This window comes from Jeotgalibacillus malaysiensis (assembly GCF_044789845.1).
In the GTDB taxonomy this organism is placed as follows: domain Bacteria; phylum Bacillota; class Bacilli; order Bacillales; family Jeotgalibacillaceae; genus Jeotgalibacillus; species Jeotgalibacillus malaysiensis_A.
Genome location: NZ_CP085252.1, coordinates 696780 through 715000 on the forward strand (window position 1 = coordinate 696780; position 18221 = coordinate 715000).

General features: G+C 44.6%; 22 protein-coding genes (1 of these 22 only partly in view). 20 read left to right on the forward strand and 2 right to left on the reverse strand.

The features are described 5' to 3' along the window. From LG330_RS03965 to LG330_RS03975, 3 genes are all read left to right on the forward strand, one after another. Positions 1 to 180 carry a hypothetical protein gene (locus tag LG330_RS03965; RefSeq protein WP_404407590.1) on the forward strand — a complete coding sequence of 60 codons (180 nt, stop codon included), beginning with the start codon at positions 1 to 3 and terminating at the stop codon, positions 178 to 180. A 42-nt stretch (positions 181 to 222) separates the two neighbouring features. Next, positions 223 to 936, forward strand: coding sequence for an alpha/beta hydrolase (locus LG330_RS03970; protein ID WP_404407592.1), 714 nt, complete (start codon positions 223 to 225; stop codon positions 934 to 936). A 359-nt stretch (positions 937 to 1295) separates the two neighbouring features. Further along, complete coding sequence (locus LG330_RS03975; protein WP_404407594.1) at positions 1296 to 2759, forward strand: DEAD/DEAH box helicase; 1464 nt, start codon at positions 1296 to 1298, stop codon at positions 2757 to 2759. A gap of 633 nt (positions 2760 to 3392) precedes the next feature. Here LG330_RS03975 and LG330_RS03980 read toward each other — a convergent pair. After that, positions 3393 to 3950 carry a hypothetical protein gene (locus LG330_RS03980; protein WP_404407596.1) on the reverse strand — a complete coding sequence of 186 codons (558 nt, stop codon included), beginning with the start codon at positions 3948 to 3950 and terminating at the stop codon, positions 3393 to 3395. A gap of 161 nt (positions 3951 to 4111) precedes the next feature. Here LG330_RS03980 and LG330_RS03985 point away from each other — a divergent pair, with 161 nt between their 5' ends. After that, entirely contained in the window at positions 4112 to 4594 is a 483-nt protein-coding gene (locus LG330_RS03985; protein WP_404407598.1) for a PH domain-containing protein, read from the forward strand. Further along, positions 4587 to 6101, forward strand: coding sequence for a PH domain-containing protein (locus LG330_RS03990; protein WP_404407600.1), 1515 nt, complete (start codon positions 4587 to 4589; stop codon positions 6099 to 6101). Before LG330_RS03985 ends, LG330_RS03990 begins: the two co-directional genes overlap by 8 nt. Before the next feature lie 36 nt (positions 6102 to 6137). Here LG330_RS03990 and LG330_RS03995 read toward each other — a convergent pair whose 3' ends face one another. Beyond that, on the reverse strand, positions 6138 to 6734 hold the full coding sequence (locus tag LG330_RS03995; RefSeq protein ID WP_404407602.1) for a rhomboid family intramembrane serine protease: 597 nt from the start codon (positions 6732 to 6734) through the stop codon (positions 6138 to 6140). Between the two features lie 65 nt (positions 6735 to 6799). Here LG330_RS03995 and acpS point away from each other — a divergent pair, with 65 nt between their 5' ends. The 15 genes from acpS to LG330_RS04070 form a co-directional block, all read left to right on the forward strand. Beyond that, positions 6800 to 7156 carry a holo-ACP synthase gene (gene acpS, locus LG330_RS04000; protein ID WP_404407604.1) on the forward strand — a complete coding sequence of 119 codons (357 nt, stop codon included), beginning with the start codon at positions 6800 to 6802 and terminating at the stop codon, positions 7154 to 7156. 483 nt (positions 7157 to 7639) lie between these two features. After that, positions 7640 to 8653 carry an outer membrane lipoprotein carrier protein LolA gene (locus LG330_RS04005; RefSeq protein ID WP_404407606.1) on the forward strand — a complete coding sequence of 338 codons (1014 nt, stop codon included), beginning with the start codon at positions 7640 to 7642 and terminating at the stop codon, positions 8651 to 8653. Between the two features lie 52 nt (positions 8654 to 8705). Then, positions 8706 to 9848: an alanine racemase gene (gene alr, locus LG330_RS04010; RefSeq protein ID WP_404409493.1), complete on the forward strand. Its 1143-nt coding sequence runs from the start codon at positions 8706 to 8708 to the stop codon at positions 9846 to 9848. Between the two features lie 154 nt (positions 9849 to 10002). Continuing rightward, positions 10003 to 10284: a CopG family ribbon-helix-helix protein gene (locus LG330_RS04015; RefSeq protein WP_039807347.1), complete on the forward strand. Its 282-nt coding sequence runs from the start codon at positions 10003 to 10005 to the stop codon at positions 10282 to 10284. A 4-nt stretch (positions 10285 to 10288) separates the two neighbouring features. Next, entirely contained in the window at positions 10289 to 10639 is a 351-nt protein-coding gene (locus LG330_RS04020; RefSeq protein ID WP_039807348.1) for a type II toxin-antitoxin system PemK/MazF family toxin, read from the forward strand. A 135-nt stretch (positions 10640 to 10774) separates the two neighbouring features. Then, complete coding sequence (locus tag LG330_RS04025; RefSeq protein WP_404407608.1) at positions 10775 to 11602, forward strand: STAS domain-containing protein; 828 nt, start codon at positions 10775 to 10777, stop codon at positions 11600 to 11602. A gap of 3 nt (positions 11603 to 11605) precedes the next feature. Further along, the gene (locus tag LG330_RS04030; protein ID WP_039807352.1) at positions 11606 to 11962 is read left to right on the forward strand and encodes an STAS domain-containing protein; all 357 of its coding nucleotides are present in this window, start codon (positions 11606 to 11608) and stop codon (positions 11960 to 11962) included. A gap of 4 nt (positions 11963 to 11966) precedes the next feature. Then, complete coding sequence (locus LG330_RS04035) at positions 11967 to 12368, forward strand: anti-sigma regulatory factor (RefSeq protein WP_039807354.1); 402 nt, start codon at positions 11967 to 11969, stop codon at positions 12366 to 12368. Between the two features lie 16 nt (positions 12369 to 12384). Next, positions 12385 to 13395, forward strand: a complete 1011-nt coding sequence (locus LG330_RS04040; RefSeq protein WP_404407611.1) for a PP2C family protein-serine/threonine phosphatase — start codon at positions 12385 to 12387, stop codon at positions 13393 to 13395. A 123-nt stretch (positions 13396 to 13518) separates the two neighbouring features. After that, positions 13519 to 13854: an anti-sigma factor antagonist gene (locus LG330_RS04045; RefSeq protein WP_404407613.1), complete on the forward strand. Its 336-nt coding sequence runs from the start codon at positions 13519 to 13521 to the stop codon at positions 13852 to 13854. After that, positions 13854 to 14324, forward strand: coding sequence for an anti-sigma B factor RsbW (rsbW, locus tag LG330_RS04050; RefSeq protein ID WP_404409495.1), 471 nt, complete (start codon positions 13854 to 13856; stop codon positions 14322 to 14324). The genes LG330_RS04045 and rsbW overlap by 1 nt, the downstream gene beginning before the upstream one ends. Beyond that, positions 14302 to 15096, forward strand: a complete 795-nt coding sequence (sigB, locus tag LG330_RS04055) for an RNA polymerase sigma factor SigB (protein WP_404407615.1) — start codon at positions 14302 to 14304, stop codon at positions 15094 to 15096. Before rsbW ends, sigB begins: the two co-directional genes overlap by 23 nt. Then, complete coding sequence (locus tag LG330_RS04060; protein ID WP_404409497.1) at positions 15096 to 15689, forward strand: PP2C family serine/threonine-protein phosphatase; 594 nt, start codon at positions 15096 to 15098, stop codon at positions 15687 to 15689. Before sigB ends, LG330_RS04060 begins: the two co-directional genes overlap by 1 nt. Positions 15690 to 15941: 252 nt before the next feature. Then, positions 15942 to 18113: a Tex family protein gene (locus LG330_RS04065; protein ID WP_404407617.1), complete on the forward strand. Its 2172-nt coding sequence runs from the start codon at positions 15942 to 15944 to the stop codon at positions 18111 to 18113. Between the two features lie 15 nt (positions 18114 to 18128). Then, positions 18129 to 18221, forward strand: partial view of a hypothetical protein gene (locus LG330_RS04070; protein ID WP_404407619.1) — the 5' end (the start) only. It continues 321 nt past the right edge of the window; the window shows 93 of its 414 coding nt (coding positions 1-93); the start codon lies at positions 18129 to 18131; the stop codon falls past the right edge of the window.

An 18221-nucleotide genomic window follows, 5' to 3' on the forward strand; every position in this document is an offset into this window, starting at 1 on the left:
GTGCTTGTAGACGGTGTGATATCGTTCGCTGGTGCCGATACGGCAGTCGTTATGGCGGACAGAGCACTCGCTGCCGCTGACGCAGCACTCAACCCGGGTGTATCGCTACGTCAACGTGCAAGATACATACCTCACCAGCCGAAACACAGCATTCACTCTATGCAGATTCAAAACCAATGATTATGGGTATAAAAACCGTAGTAGTTTGAATGGAGGGAAGTCATGGGACAGACAGGATGCCTGCTGCTTCACGGATTTACCGGCGGCGCGTATGAAGTAAATCCGCTGGCAAGATATTTGAGGGAACATACGGACTGGATTATTTCAGTGCCGGTACTGCCAGGACACGGCAGAAATCTGAGACTGCATGAAACTAATGCAGTGGAATGGATTACGTATGCGGAAGAAGAATTGAAGAGACTATATATGTACTGTGATGAAATTTATGTCGTGGGCTTTTCCATGGGGGGACTGATTGCAGCTTATCTGACCATTCATTATCCGGTTAAAAAGCTTGTGTTACTCAGTGCAGCTGCACTGTATATCAATCCTAAACAGATTTTCAGCGATTTCAAAACAGTGCTTTCAGATACAGTTCGAAGAAGATTGAATGAAAATGAATGGTTTGGTCATTATAAATATAAGCTTTTTCATACACCAATACGCTCCACAACGGAATTCAGGCGGCTGGCCTCCTATGTCGTGCCGCTGCTTCCGAAAATACGAGTGCCTGTTTTCATTGCACAGGGGCAGATGGACGGGATCGTTCCTCCAAGAGCGGCAAGATTCGTCTATGATCGCGTCGGGACTTATCAAAAAAGATTATATTTATCAAAATCGTCGAAACACCTGATCTGCTATGGGTCCGACTGTGACAAGCTTTTTCATGAGATCGCTTTCTTTTTAAAACAGGAGAAAGTTCCCGACAATGGATGATTGTGTTTTGAAAATAGACATGATAAGATACGTAAGACATCTGCTACAATTAGCAATTAGCTCTCTTATTTATAAGAAGAGTGTGATACAACTTTTGAATGCGTAAAGCGGAATTTCCGCTACGGAACGAATGTGTCCTGCGTATTTTTGATGGTTGTCTTTAACCAGCATGAAAGACCAATTGAACGATTGGCATCTCTGACGCACTCGGCCTCGTACCGAGTTTTCTTTTTGGGGAAGAAATGCCCCTAGTTATTTTAACCGTTAAGGACAACGAATAAAGGCTGTCGCAGTCTTCTGAGCGATCTTAGCTATGTGTATGAAATGGATGATTCACAAAACAAAGGAGAATGAAGGATTTGACACTTTTTTCAGAACTACCAATTAGTCCAGTAATCCAAAAATCAATTAAACGTATGGGATTTGAAGAGGCAACGCCGATTCAGGCTGGCACAATTCCACTATCAGCAGAAGGTAAAGACATTATCGGGCAGGCGCAGACAGGAACAGGTAAAACGGCTGCTTTCGGTATTCCTATGCTTGAAAAAGTGGATACTAAATCACAAAGCATTCAGGGTCTGATTATCGCACCAACGCGTGAGCTTGCGATTCAGGTTTCTGAAGAGCTTTACAAAATCGGCAGCGACAAGCGTGTGCGTGTACTTTCTGTATATGGTGGACAGGACATTCAGCGTCAGATTCGCGCAATGAAAAAGGCGCCTCATATTATCGTAGGTACGCCTGGTCGTCTTCTTGACCACATTAACCGCCGCACGCTGAAGCTTGATCAGGTTCAGACGCTTGTTCTTGATGAAGCAGATGAAATGCTGAACATGGGCTTCATCGATGATATCGAATCAATCCTTAAAAACGTTCCGGAAACGCGCCAGACACTATTGTTCTCAGCAACAATGCCTGGGCCAATCCGTAAGATCGCTGAACGCTTCATGAGAGATCCTGAAGTTGTAAAAGTTCAGGCGAAAGAAATGACTGTTGAAAATATCGAGCAGTTCTTCGTAAAAGCGCATGAGCGTGAGAAGTTCGACGTACTTTCACGTCTGATCAATGTTCAGTCACCTGAACTTGCAATCGTATTTGGACGTACAAAGCGTCGCGTTGACGAGCTTGCGCGTGCACTTGAAATCCGCGGCTATATGGCTGAAGGAATTCACGGTGACCTGACACAGGCAAAGCGTATGAGCGTACTGAAGAAGTTCAAAGAAGGCCGTATTGACGTACTAGTTGCGACAGACGTTGCTGCACGTGGACTTGATATTTCAGGCGTAACACACGTATACAACTATGATATCCCTCAGGATCCTGAAAGCTACGTTCACCGTATTGGACGTACAGGCCGTGCAGGTAAAAAAGGTATGGCGATGACATTCGTTACACCACGTGAAATGAACTACCTTCGTGTTGTTGAACAAACAACGAAGAAGAAGATGGAACAAATGCGTCCACCAAGTTCATCAGAAGCACTTGAAGGTCTTCAGCGCGCTGCCGTTGATGAGCTGAAAGAAACGCTTAAGAAGAACAACCTTGAAGAGTATAAAGTACTTGCACGTGAGCTATTAAACGACGGTGAAGAATCATTGGATCTAATCGCTGCTGCTCTTAAGATTCTTACTAAAGAGCCGGATGAAACACCAATCGATATCACACCGGAGAGACCACTTTCTTCTAAAAAGAAATCATACCGCAAAGACGACAAAAAGTTCGGTAATCGCGGTGGCAACCGTGGCGGTAAAAGCGGCGGAGGCGGCGGTAAGCCTTACAACAGCCGTCAGCGCCAGCCAAAGCGTCAATCACGCGAAGGATAGAAAAGCGTAAGCGCCCCGTTTAACCCCGACAAGCATAAGATGCACTGAGAGAAATGGGTGACCTTTCCCATTTTCTCAGTGTAGCTTATGACTCGAGGGGTTGGGCGCTGAAGCTGGGCAAGATAGAAAAGCGTAAGCAAGCGTTTAGGGGCGTATGCGCTGGACTGAAGCGGATTGAGATAAAGGAAACACAGTGAACGAAGTGAGCTGATGTTGACTTGTCTTAAGGAGCTGAAGGAAGCGCGCTAGCCCCTGCCTGCTGAAGCTAGACAGCGTAAAAAAGCGTATACCAAACTTACACAAAACAGCCCAGGCGATCGCCTGGGCTGTTTTCTGTTTTCAAAGGTACGGGTACGGTTTGCTGTCGCAGCAATTAATTGAATCGTTGGCATAATTAATTGGTTGATCAGTCAGAAGAATTAAATCATCCCAAGAAATAATTGAATCATGGCCTATTTTTACGCCCGTAATTGATTCATCACCACCATTAATTGGTTCAGCGGTAACGATAATTGAATCACTTCCTCACGTAATTGAACGCACCACCCGACGCCTCACACCACTATTCTTCAAAGCTAAATTCCCCAACCGCAATAGAAAAACTGCCCCGGAACATCGCCCGGAGCAGTTTTTCTATTCACGTTCCTCAGATGTATATCTAACCCCATTCACCTGCAGCATGCCGTCAATTTTCGGAAAAGCGCTGATCATATGCCCATTTCTGACAAACGACAGATCCTCACCATCACTCATGTTAAATATAAATGTCTCATGTTCAACATCATCATTTGCTCTCAGCATGACCGCACTCTCAATGTCACTCCATTCATACTCAGTGGAAGTAATCGAAAGTAGTCCGTTGTGAATAATTTTTTCTTCTCTTAATATTGAATAGTTTGTCACGCTTACTACGAGAAGCAGTCCAGACAGGATTAAAGCGGTAAAGCCCGTTGCTTTGTATGCTTTTCCCTCTTTGTACATCATGAAGAAAAACAAAGACAGCAGAACGCCAAAGAGGCCAAACAGCACGTTAGAGATAATCGGTGTCTGAATCAAAATGATGTCCCCATAAGAGAAAAACAGATAGTGGAGTAAGTTTGGTCCGATAAATCCAAAAATAATTGCAGATATCAATGTAATTACACTAAGTACAATCCACATCATATTTCCTTCGTGAAATTCCCGGTTCATATAGATCCCCCTTACAATATTTACATGTCTACTATACAGAATATTTCCATAAAAAGTTTCACTTTTTCAAAAATTTACTGTGAAAACTTTTGAAACATATGTCCAGGGAGGTTCGTATGATAGAGTAGGTACATAAGAGACATTAGATAGGAGAGAATACGATGGGGAGACAGGAGCCTAAAATGAGAATTTCAGAACGGGCATTAACCGTCTGGAGATTATATGGCTGGATATCTGCAGCTTTTACACTGCTTGCAGGTGCTGGTGTTACTGCACTTGCTCTGATCTTCGACTGGTCAGTATGGTTCATCGTCGGCGCAGCGGCTGCATTAGTACTTGAAATTATATTATTTGTTTTTGTACTGCCGACGCTGAAGTGGAAGCGCTGGCGCTATGAAGTAAGGGAAGAGGAAATTGAGCTGCAACACGGGATTTTTGTGGTGACACGTACGCTTGTGCCGATGGTCCGCGTGCAGCACGTTGATACAGAGCAGGGGCCGATCCTGAGAAAGTATAGACTGGCAACGATCAGCATTTCAACTGCAGCGACACTGCATCAGATTCCGGCGCTTGATATCGATGAGGCGGACCAGCTGAGGGATTCGATATCTGCTTTAGCAAGGGTGGCTGAGGACGATGTCTGAGGAAAAACGCCTGCATCCAATTACCACTGTACTAAATGCACTGAAAACACTGAAAGAAGCTTTTATTCCCATTTTAATTTTAGTCTTTTTAAATCGGGGGGAAGCTGAATCGATTCTGGATTATCTGCCATTTTTCATCATGGGTGCGATGATCATTCTATTTTTATTCCTCGGTGTCATCAAATGGTGGAGGTTTAAATACTGGATTGAAGAGGGAGAGCTCAGAATTGAGCAGGGCCTTTTTGTAAAGAAAAAACGCTACATTCCCTTTGAGCGGATTCAAAGCCTTAATTACACGGAAGGCATTTTACACCGTCCGCTGAAACTGGTTAAAATCAAGGTGGAAACAGCCGGCAGTTCATCAAATCTGGATTCAGAAGCTGAGCTGACTGCGATTACAAAGCAGGAAGCAGATGAACTGAACCGGATCATCTCAGCTGCTAAAAAGAAGCTGAAGGAAGAACAGTCAGAACTGGTAGAGGGCGAAGAATTTGTTGAGCAGGAGCCAAAAGAGCATATTCTCTACAAAATGAGCCCGAAAGACCTGCTCGTTATGGCGACGACATCCGGCGGAGCAGGGGTCGTGATTGGTGGTATTCTCATCTTCCTCTCACAATTTGGCGAAATTATTCCATTTGAAGCAGTATTTGCAGAGCTCATTGACTTTGTAGAAGCTGGCTTCCTTCTCGCAGGAATTGTTGCCGTGCTTGTGTTCTTCGTTGCATGGGTGATTGCAGTCGGTCTGACATTCCTGCGCTATGCCCATTTTACGGTCAAGCTCGTTGATAAGGATATCGTCATTACCCGGGGACTGCTTGAGAAGAAGCAGACAACCGTGCCACTGAAAAGAATTCAGGGGATCACCTTTGATCAAAACGTCATGAGAGAACCATTCGGGTACACATCCGTCACAATCGAAAGTGCGGGCGGTTCAGTACTTGAAAAGGATTCAAACGCAATCCGTCTTCTGCCGATGATCCGTGAAAAAGAAACGTATGCGATCCTGAATCAGATTTTACCTGATTATCACTGGAAAACAGAATTTACAGGCGTGCCAAAGCGCGCATTAAAACGCTATATTTTCTGGAAAATGCTGTTTTCACTGGTGATCATTGGACCGGTATCCTATTTCTTTTTCCCGCTTGGTCTGGCTTCACTGGTCCTGATTCCGCTTGCCGTGATATTAGGATGGTGGCAGTATAAGACAGCCGGCTGGAGCGCATCGCGTGACCAGCTGACCCTGAAATTCCGCGGTATCAGCAAACAGATCGTTTACATGAAAAAGAAACGCGTCCAGTCACTTGAATGGACACAGACAATCTTCCAGCGAAAAGGGGACGTTGCTACAATACATTCAACGATCAAATCCTACACAAGCGGCAGTCACAGCAGCATTGCGCACATCGCAAAAGAAGATGCAGACCTGATGATGGACTGGTACAGCCCTGAAGCGGAAGTAAAAAAGGTGCACGAACCGGGCCTTGTGCCTGATACTAATACGCCATAGAAAAATACCTGGAGCATTAATGCTCCAGGTATTTTTCTATTCTCGACGGCGCTGCTGGAAAATGAAGAGACCGATAAAGATTCCTGCAATCAGTCCTGCAATATGCGCGGTCACGTTAATGTTTGAACTAAAGAATGTCATGACAACACTAATCACAATGATCGGCACCATTACCTGTCTGATTTCCATCGGAGCGCCCTGTTTATAAATAAGCCAGATTGCAGCATACAGACCGAATAATCCGAAGATCGCACCACTTGCGCCGACTGAAGAGTAAAACGGTGGCTGCAGCACCCACGTTGCTACGTTTGCAATAATCCCTGCAAGCATATATACCACAATAAACTGAACCGAGCCCAGCAAACGCTCAAGCGCCGGGGCAAATAGCACAAGTGAAAATGTATTAAACAACACGTGAAACAAATCTGCGTGCGCAAAAATCGGTGTAACCAGACGGTAATACTCACCCTCAGAGATCAAACCATTAATTCCGGCCAGCGTAAAAAGTACCTGATTGCCAAGCCCACCCGGAATTGAAGTCGCAATAAATACAAGCGCATGTATTAAAATTAACACTGATACGACAGGGTAAAACCTGATAAACTGTGATAAGCTTTCAGTACGTAAAAACAAATGAAATCCTCCCTGTAACTGATTATTTCTATCATACAGGATTCTATACGAAAAAGGTGACGCAGATGATTCATGGAATCGGCTTGGATATCGTAGAAATTGAACGGATCGCCACACTTTTAGACAGGCAGCCGAAAATCGCCCGGCGTGTGCTGACAGAAATGGAGCTCAAGCAATTTAATGAGCTGGGTGTGAAGCGGAAAATTGAATTTCTCTCAGGGCGCTTTGCTGTAAAAGAGGCCTACGCAAAAGCAATCGGCTGCGGTATTGGGCGCGAACTGTCATTTCAGGATATCGAAATTGTAAAAGAGCCATCCGGACGGCCTTTTATCAGCCACCCGGAATATAAAGTACATGTAAGCATTACCCATACAAAAGAATATGCCGCCGCACAGGTGGTGGTGGAGAAGGCAGACGCTTAGATGGGGCGTCTGTTTTTGTTTTGGGGCGGTTTTAGCTTTAAGGGTTTGGGAAATCTAATCCTCTTAATGCACTTGGGTAACAAAAGATTTAAAGCCTTTGACCTAAGTGCATATAGTCCCGGGGGAAGGCCCGGGAGCACAATATGGAAATGGTCGCGGAGTATGACGTTATTTTTTTACATTACCTTTTACAATATATCTATCACCTCTTTAATAAATTGGTACACCTTTTATTTTTTTCTTCGTCAAAGGCTCTGCACGTCGATTTTAACGGCACCTCCGGCAATATATCTATCACCTTCTGACTTAATTCCATCATCTTTTAAATGATTCGAACGCGCGCGCCATCCCACGCCAATCGAGCGCTATGTCCGCGCATCTAAAAACGTAAACTGGCGCTTTTCTAAGTCATACAAGCTCACTCAACCTCATACACTTAAAGTGCATTCGCAACGACGCTTAATGAGTGAAGGGGAGGAAACCATGAAGAAAATCGCTCTCTGTTTGATAACGGTCTTTTTAGTGATGCTGTTAGCTGCGTGCGGTGAGAAAACGAGGGAGGAAGCGGCTCAGGATTTAATGGACAAGGTGGAGAAGGCAGAAAGCTATAAAGCAAAGGCAAAGATGGTCTTTAGCACTGGTGAGACACCACAGGAGTATGACGTGGAAGTATGGCATATGAAGCCACACTTTTACAGAGTGCATCTGAAACATGCTGAAGATAAGCAAAGCCAGATGATTATCAGAAATGATGAGGGTGTATTTGTCCTGACGCCTGCGCTGAATAAGAGCTTCCGTTTCCAGAGTGACTGGCCTTCAAATGGCAGCCAGGCATATTTAGCGGAATCGCTTGTGAAGGATATTCAGGAGGACAAGGAAGCAGTATTTACTGAAAAAGATGGACAATATGTATTTGATACGAAAACAAGGTACAAGCATCAGCATATGTTCCCGCTCCAGCAGGTGACATTTGATAAGAAAACCCTCGCACCGACTGATGTAAAGGTGAAGGATGGAGAAGGGAATGTGAAGATTGAGCTGAGCTTCAGCGAAGTGGATTATGAGGCAACATTTGAAAAGAGTGACTTTAACCTTGAGAAAAATATGATGAGTGCGCAGCTTGAAATGCCGGTGTCAGGTGACGGTGAGGAAACAGAGGATTGGGCAGTTTTATACCCGACAGCTGAGATTGAAGGGACAGCATTAAAAGAGGAAAAGGAAGTCAAAACAGATAACGGAAGCCGGATGATCCTCACATATGAAGGGGCAAAAAATTATACGATTATCCAGGAAAAGCTTGATGCGGCGCCTGTGATGCTGACGACAACTGACGCGACCGGGGAAATGGCGGATCTCGGGTTTGCAGTCGGTGCGATGACTGAGAATTCGCTTGAGTGGACGTATAATGGGGTGAGTTATCTGCTCGCTTCACATGACCTGACGCAAGAGGAAATGCTCGAAGTCGCTCGCTCAGTTCAAGGGTCTATGATAAAATAACGGCATCCAAAACAGGAGGACATCCTGTGACAAGAGAAGGTGCCAGATGATGATGAATGAATTTCACCGTGATACATGGATTGAAGTAGATCTTGATGCGATTCAATATAATATCAGTCAGCTATCAATACAGCTGGAGCAGGACACAGTGATTATGGCGGTTGTAAAAGCCAATGCTTATGGACATGGCTACCTTGAAGTAGCCGAAGCAGCACTTGAAGGTGGAGCGGAATGGCTGGCAGTTGCATTTTTGGATGAAGCACTTTTTCTGAGAAAGCACGGCTTTACCGCTCCAATTCTGGTGCTTGGTGCCACACGCCCTGACGATGCAGGCCTTGCTGCAGCGCATGGGATCCGTCTGACAGTGTTCTCGGCAGACTGGATCAGGTCAGCACGGGAATTTCTTAATGATACTCTGAACATTCATTTGAAAATAGATACGGGTATGGGCCGTCTCGGCTTTACCGATCCGCAGGAGGTTAAAGAAGCAGAAGTGATTGCTTTTGATGACAAACACCTGCACATTGAGGGTGTCTTTACCCACTTTGCTACAGCGGACGAGCCGGACCGCACGTATGCTGATCAGCAGCATGAACGTTTTTTTAAGTTCCTGAATGCTTTTAAGAAAAAGCCGGAGATGATTCACGCTTCCAACAGTGCGGGCGCATTTCTGAGGGACAATTCCGCTTTTAATGCAGTACGCTTCGGTATTTCGATGTACGGGCTCGTCCCTTCTGGCGATATCCGCAGTGAGATGCCTGCGCCACTGAAGCCGGCATTATCTCTCTATACAAAAATGGTTCAGGTAAAAAAGCTGAAGCAGGGAGAAAAGGTCAGCTACGGGGCAACGTATACTGCAGAGCAGGATGAATGGATTGCCACGCTTCCGATTGGCTATGCTGATGGATGGATCAGGCAGATGCAGGGCTTTGAGGTGCTTGCAGGAGAACATAGGGCTGAAATTGTCGGTCGGGTCTGCATGGACCAGTGTATGATCCGGCTTCCGTTTGAAATGGAGGAAGGGACTGTCGTCACACTTGTTGGAGAAGGCTCAGGTGACCGGATCCTGCTTGATGACATCGCAGCGCATAATGGTACGATTCATTACGAATCTGCCTGTCTGTTCACTGCAAGAGTACCCAGAATGTATAGGAAAAATGGTGTAATTGGAAAAGTCTTTAATCATCTGAAGTAATCATTTTTGCAAAGAATTGTCAGATATTTTCCGAGAGTACCTTTCCATGTTCCTCTTTTAGTGTTAATATAAACATGGACTTGAATGATGAATGAACAAAAGAATAATTGTTTCACAAAAAATAGGTATGTATATGATGGTGGAGGTGTAGTTTGTGTCGGAATCCAGCGCAACATCAGAAATCTTGGTACGATTACCAAAGCAACTGCTCACAGAACTGGAAGCGTTTGCCGAACAGGAAGAATTAAGCTGCAGTGATTGTATTTATCGCGCAACAAAAGCTTATGTCCGTGACAGACGCCGGAAACAAACTCAAGATGCGATGCGCCGGGGCTATATGGAAATGGCGAAGATCAACTTGTCAATGGCTTCGGAAGCACTTCAGGCAGAGTACGAAGCAGACCATACCATTGAACGATTGGTAAGTGGAGGATAACGCTTTGATAGTGAAGCGTGGAGACGTATTTTTTGCTGACCTATCTCCCGTTGTCGGTTCAGAGCAAGGTGGAGTCCGCCCCGTTCTCATCATCCAAAACGACATCGGAAATCGGTTTAGTCCCACAGTAGTGGTCGCAGCAATAACAGCACAAATTCAAAAAGCTAAGCTCCCTACCCACGTTGAAATCAGCTCAAAGCGTAATGGCTTTGAACGTGATTCAGTTATTTTGCTGGAACAGATCAGAACCTTAGACAAACAACGACTAACAGACAAAATAACCCATCTGGATGACGAGACGATGGAAAAGGTAGACGAGGCGCTTCAGATCAGCCTCGGCTTGGTAGACCTCTAATGTGGAAAACGCTCTTGATGGAGCGTTTTTTCTTATGAATAGACCATTGCGCCTTACTCCTCTATAATAGAACACAAGTACGAAAAAAATAGAACGCAAGTACAAAAACAGAATGATAGGTTAGAGGTGAATTTTTTGTATAACAAGATTACCAGGCATATAGAAGAGCACCGCGAAGAGCTTGAACACATCTGGAAAGAAAGGCTGATCAATGACGCGGATTCACGCATCATCGACGTCATGCCCCAGCATATTTTTGAAACAACCAGCAGTGAATTGTTCGATATTATCCTGCTGAACCTGAAAGATAAAGAGAAAGAATACAAGGAAATGCTCAGACACTTTTCTGATAAAGTAGTCAGATTAGGCTGGCCGGTTGCACTTGTTGTAAAAGGATTGAGAGAATTTGTACATACCGTGCAGGAAAACTTAGTCCAATATGGAAGTATAGATAAAGAGAATGAAGGCGACTATCTGGAGCTGCTCGATAAATGGATGACACCAGTATCGAATGAAATTATCCAGACTTACGCTGAAACATGGGAGAAAACAGTATCACTACAGAAAATGGCGCTTCAGGAACTGTCAGCACCGCTGATCCCGGTTGTTGATCAGATTTCTGTCATGCCGCTTGTGGGCACAATTGATACAGAACGGGCAAGACTTGTAATGGAAAATCTGCTTGACGGAGTAGTCAGCCACCGTGCTGAGGTCGTGCTGATAGACATTACAGGCGTACCGGTTGTCGATACAATGGTTGCTCATCATATTATTCAGGCGGCAGAAGCAGTTCATCTAGTCGGAGCAAAATGCATGCTTGTAGGAATCCGTCCTGAGATTGCCCAGACGATTGTAAATCTGGGAATTGATCTGGAACGTTTTATCACGACAAGTACGATGAAAAAAGGTGTAGAGCTTGCGCTTGAGATGACAGGCAGAAAAATAGTGGAATTGGAGGGGTAAACAGTGAGAATTCCTATTTTAAAACTAAACGATTGCCTTTTAATTTCGATTCAATGGGAGCTGGATGATCAGACTGCCCTTGAATTTCAGGAAGATTTACTGAAAAGAATTCATGAAACCAATGCGCGCGGAGTTGTGATTGATATTACATCAATTGATTTTATCGACTCATTTATCGCAAAGGTGCTTGGTGATGTGATTAATATGTCCAGACTTATGGGTGCAAAAGTTGTCATCACTGGAATCCAGCCGGCAGTTGCCATTACACTGATCGAGCTTGGGATCAGACTTGATGACGTGATGACGGCACTTGATCTGGAAAAAGGTTTAGAGAAACTTCAACAGGAATTGGGGGACTGACCATATGGAAATCCAATCCTGTGTATCCATTCTGAATGAGTGGGATATAGTAGCTGCACGTCAGCTCGGTAGAAATGTAGCCAAAGAGCTGGGATTTGGAACTGTGGATCAGGCTAGAATTACAACAGCCATCAGTGAGCTTGCCCGAAATATTTACCTCTATGCAGGAGAAGGTCAGTTATGTATCGACCGGCTGAATGAAAATGGTAAAGCAGGGCTTAGGATTATTGCACTGGATAAAGGTCCAGGTATTCCGGATATCAGAAAAGTAATGGAAGACGGTTTTTCAACTTCAGGGGGTCTGGGTGCCGGCCTGCCGGGTGTAAGAAGATTAATGGATGATTTTAACATTGATTCTAACCCAGGTGAGGGTACAGACATCCGCGCGACGAAATGGCTCCGATAGGAGGGGCATTTGACGAATGAATAAACAGGAAACGCTTGAAGCGCAATACAGTAAAATTTTACAGGAATATATGAACAACCAGTCTGAGCAGGCTTTGTATGCTGCTCAGCAATTCAGCCGGACTGCCCTTGAGAAAAAAGTGCCGCCGGAGGAAATCATTAACATTCAAAAAAGTGCTATGCAGCAGCTAATGCCTGACCTCTCAGCGGAAGTCTGGCATTCTTTTGATATTCTTCTTGAAGTCATGACAGCATACGGATTCGCTTTCAGAGAACATCAGAGTTTACTGGACACTCAGAAAGAATTAAAGAATGAGATGGAAATTGCCTCTAATGTTCAGGATACACTGCTTGGTACTTCGGTTCCGACAGTAGACGGTCTTGAAATTGGTGCGCTGAGTGTTCCTGCAAAGCAGATGAACGGAGACTACTATCACTTTGTTCATGACGGAGACCATTCTGTAAATGTCGCAATTGCTGACGTAATCGGTAAAGGGATCCCTGCAGCATTATGTATGTCCATGATCAAGTATGCGATGGACAGCCTGCCTGAATACAGGAAGGATCCGAGCGCTGTACTTGAAAGTCTCAACAGGGTAGTCGAACAAAACGTAGACGATTCTATGTTCATCACGATGTTTTACGGCATGTATGAGCTGCGCAGCAATATTCTTCATTTTGCTTCAGCAGGTCATGAGCCTGGATTCTTCTACCGCCATAAAGACAAAGAATTCCTGGACCTCGAAGCCAGAGGTCTGCTTCTTGGTGTGGATAAAAATGCAAAGTACAAGCGCTATGAACAGGCTGTAGAAATAGGAGATATGGTCATCCTGATGTCAGACGGAGTGACAGAGTGCCGGACTGATGAAGGGTTTATTGAACGTGAAACGCTAATCTCCTATATAAACGAATACATTGAACTCCCGCCACAGGAAATCGTCAATAAGATATTCCGTGACCTGGAACGCCTTCAACACTTTCAATTAAGAGATGATTTCACTATCATTATTTTAAAAAGAACGAAATAGTTTTTTGTGAATCAAGTTTAATCGTTTGAAGTTAGGGTAGTTTACAAGTACGTCTTACGGAGATTCTGAGAAATTTTTCGGTATTTGCCGAATCTGGACACTAGATAAAAAGGTGGAACTAACATGAATATAAAAGTTGATATAACAGAGCAGACAGAAGAATTTGCGAAACTTGAAATTGCCGGTGAAATCGATGCTTATACTGCACCTGTCCTGAGAGAAAAAACGGAGCCGCTTTCAAAGCAGGATAATATGAAAGTGGTCGCTGACCTTTCAGAAGTAAGTTATATGGACAGTACGGGTATTGGTGTATTTGTAGGATTGTTCAAAGGGATTAAAGCAAACGGTGGACACCTTCAGCTTGTCGGTCTTTCAGATCGCCTGAAGCGCCTTTTTGACATCACAGGACTTGCAGACATCATGGATATTAATCCCGAAGTAAAAGGTGGAATGGAATGATGAAACCATTTGATTATATCGAAATGAAAATTCCCGCCAAAGCCCAGTATGTAGGTGTGATCCGTCTGACAATCTCCGGTGTTGCAAGCCGAATGGGTTTCACATATGACGACATTGAAGATCTTAAAATTGCTACAAGTGAAGCGATCACAAACGCAGTGCAGCACGCTTATAAAGAAAACGATGAAGGTGAAATCGTTGTCGGGTTCGCGCTGTATGAAGATCGCCTTGAAGTAATTGTGGCAGACCATGGCTCAAGCTTTGATTTTATCAAAGTAAAAGAAGAAGTTGGACCTTACAATGAGGGTTCACAGGCTGACATGCTCCGTGAAGGGGGGCTTGGTCTTTACCTGATCGAAAGCCTGATGGATGATGTGAAGATCAGTCAAAAAGAGGGTGTAACGGTCTTCATGACAAAGTACATTGAGGAAGAGCAGGTGGAGAGGGATGCGGAAACTGTCTCAACCTAACCAGCCGAGCAAAGACGAGGTACTCGAGTGGATCAAAGCCTATCAGGAAACACAGGATGAAGACGCACAGCACAAGCTCGTCGTTCATTACAAAAATCTTGTTGAATCCATTGCGAGAAAATACTCAAAAGGAAAGTCATATCACGAGGATATTGCACAAGTGGGCATGATTGGACTGCTTGGTGCGATCAGACGTTACGATGACACTTTTGGGAAAAGCTTTGAGGCTTTTGCCATTCCAACGATTATTGGTGAGATCAAACGATTCTTACGCGACAAGACGTGGAGTGTACATGTGCCAAGACGCATCAAGGAGCTTGGTCCGAAAATTAAAGCAACAGTCGAAGAACTCACAACTGACCTTCAGCGTTCTCCGAAAGTCAGTGAGATTGCCATGCATCTTGAGGTTTCTGAAGAAGAAATTCTAGAAGCGATGGAAATGGGAAAAAGCTATCAGGCGCTGTCAGTTGATCATTCAATTGAAGCTGACTCTGACGGCAGCACAGTTACACTGCTTGATATTGTCGGCAGCATGGATGATAACTACGAAAAAACCGATCAGCGGATGGTACTTGAAAAAGTCCTGCATGTGCTGAGTGATAGAGAAAAGCAGATTATACAATATACGTATCTTGAAAATATGAGTCAAAAAGACGCGGGTGATATGCTCGGTATTTCTCAAATGCATGTGTCCAGGCTGCAGAGAAGAGCAATCAAAAAACTGCGTGATGCGATCCAGGAAGAAAACTCACATAATGGTGAATTTACTTGATAGAAGTACTTGACCACAGTTTAGTAACAGTACACGCTGGACAGTATGCAAAAAGTGGACGGCAGGATTGCGGTGACAGCTATTTTTTTACTGCAACTGACGACTATTTCATCTGTGTAGTCGCAGACGGTCTTGGAAGCGGGAAATACGCCCATGAAGCTTCCCAGGCAGTGTGCGCTGCAGTTGAAGAAAATTTGGATGAAGATGTAGATCAGCTGATGGAAAGAGCCAATCAGTCTGTTGCGAAAAAAAGAGGTGCAGCAGTAGCGATTGTCAAAATCGACTACGCAGCCAAAACAGTTACATACAGCTGTGTTGGAAATATCCGCTTTTATTTTTACTCAGAACAAGGCAAACTGACTTATCCGCTGCCAGTAACCGGTTATCTTTCCGGCAGGCCACAGCAGTATAAGACGCAAAGCTTTCAGTATGAAGAAGGCGCATCTTTTCTCATTCATTCAGATGGACTTCAAATTACACGTGTACGACCGCTGCTACAGTCAGGACGTTCAATTGACTATATTTCAACCTATCTGGACTCAATTGTGTCAGATAGTGACGATACAACGTTTATTATTGGGAGGCTACCTTAAAAGGAGTCTTCTTTTTTTATTTGTTTTATCAAAGTTCATAGTTGTTCCTGCATAGCTGGTGATTGTAGCGGAAGGGGCGTGTGAGGCATAGGCGAAGGAAGCATGCGGGCTCACCACCTGAACGCGAAGTCCCCCCTGGAGCGAAAATCAGCAACCAGGTTTAACAAGGATTTTTTGTATGGAAAATGATCACCAGTTCACCATGTGGTACAATTAATCCCGGAACTGATTAATAGAAAGGCAGTGAATCGGATGGAACAGCATAAACAACAGATCACCCGTCTGGCAGCAAACATCTCAATTGATGCCGCAAAAGTTGAGAAAGTCATACAGCTTTTAGATGAAGGGAACACAGTGCCTTTTATTGCACGATACAGAAAAGAAATGACAGGTGCGCTTGATGAAGTCCAGATCAAAAATATCGCGGACAGCTGGGCTTACCTTCAAAACCTTGAAACAAGAAAAGAAGAAGTGCTTCGCCTGATTGAAGACCAGGGCAAGCTGACCGATGAATTAAAGCAATCCATCATAAAAGCAGATAAACTGCAGGCAGTAGAAGACCTCTACCGTCCATATAAACAAAAAAGAAGAACGCGTGCGACAAAAGCCAAGGAAAAAGGGCTTGAGCCACTCGCAACCTGGCTGTTATCCTTCCCGAGAAACGGAGACGTTGAAGCGAAAGCATCTGAATTCGTCTCGGAGGAAAAGGAAGTGCCAAATATAGAAGAAGCCTTGGCCGGTGCACGAGATATCATCGCTGAGATGCTTGCAGATGATGCGAAGATCCGGGAGTACATAAGAAATCAGACATTCAGAAACGGTAAAATCACTTCTGCTGTTAAAAAAGCAGAGCTTGATGAAAAAGGAATCTTCGAAATGTACTACGAGTATGAAGAGCCCGTTTCTAAAATTGTTCCCCACCGTACACTCGCACTGAACCGTGGTGAAAAGGAAGACGTGCTGCGCGTATCCATTCAGCCTGACCAGGAGAGAATCCTGTCAGAATTAAAGCGTAAGCATGTGAAATACCCGCAGTCTGTATCAGCAGAGCAGGTATCAGAAGCGATCGAAGACAGCTATAAGCGACTGATTCTTCCTTCTATTGAAAGAGAAATCAGAAATGAACTGACAGAGAAAGCAGAAAATCAGGCAATCCATATTTTCTCAGAAAATCTGAAAAATCTGTTGCTTCAGGCACCGTTAAAAGGCAAAAAAGTGCTCGGCGTTGACCCTGCTTACCGTACCGGCTGTAAGCTTGCAGTCGTTGATGAAACCGGAAAGATGCTTTATATCGGTGTGATCTATCCGCACACAACAAAAGATCCTTCCAAAGCTGCCTCGACGTTTAAAAAAGTCGTTAAAGACTTCGGCATTGAGCTTGTTGCGATCGGAAACGGGACGGCTTCACGCGAAACGGAACAATTCGTCGCGAACCAGCTGCAGGAAATTGACCAGGAAGTATATTACCTGATCGTCAATGAAGCGGGGGCGAGTGTGTATTCAGCATCTGATATCGCCCGTGAAGAATTCCCGGATCTCCAGGTAGAGGAAAGAAGTGCAGTATCAATTGCGAGACGCCTTCAGGATCCGCTGGCTGAGCTTGTAAAAATCGATCCAAAATCAGTCGGTGTCGGACAGTATCAGCATGACGTTTCACAGAAGAAGCTGAATGAATCACTGACATTCGTTGTAGAAACAGCCGTAAATAAAGTCGGTGTGAATGTAAACACCGCTTCATCATCACTGCTTCAATACGTAGCGGGGCTGTCAAAAACCGTTGCGCAGAATATCGTAAAAGCACGCGATGAAGCAGGGAAGTTCAGCAACCGCAAGCAGCTGAAGAAAATCCCGCGTCTCGGTGCGAAAACCTATGAACAGTGTATCGGCTTCCTTCGTATTGCAGAAGGTGAAAACCCGCTCGATCGGACAGCCATTCATCCTGAAAACTATCAGGATGTAGAAAAGATGATTAAACAGGTTGGCTTTGACCTGAATGCCATCGGTTCAGAAGAGCTGAAGCAGGCGATCATCCAGAAAACACCTGAGCAGTGGTCAGCAAATACAGACATCGGCATTCATACAATGAAAGATATTATTGAAGCGCTGATCCGTCCGGGACGTGACCCACGTGATGAGCTCGATAAACCGATCCTGAAAAAAGATGTGTTAAAAATGGAAGACCTGAAGCCTGGCATGGAGCTGCAGGGAACTGTGCGAAACGTAGTCGACTTCGGTGCGTTCGTAGACATCGGTGTCAAACAGGACGGGCTCGTTCATATTTCCAAACTGAAAAAAGGATTTGTGAAGCATCCGCTTGATGTCGTTTCACTTGGTGACGTAGTAACTGTGTGGATCGAACAGGTCGATGCAAAAAAAGGCAGAATCGCACTAACTATGCTGCCACCTGCACAACAGACAAACTAAATTGGAGGAAATATAATGGCTTTTTATATCATTGCTATTGCAGCCGCCGTAGCAACACTGGGTATTACTTTTAATTATATTGCTCACCTTGGGACCATCATCAAGACT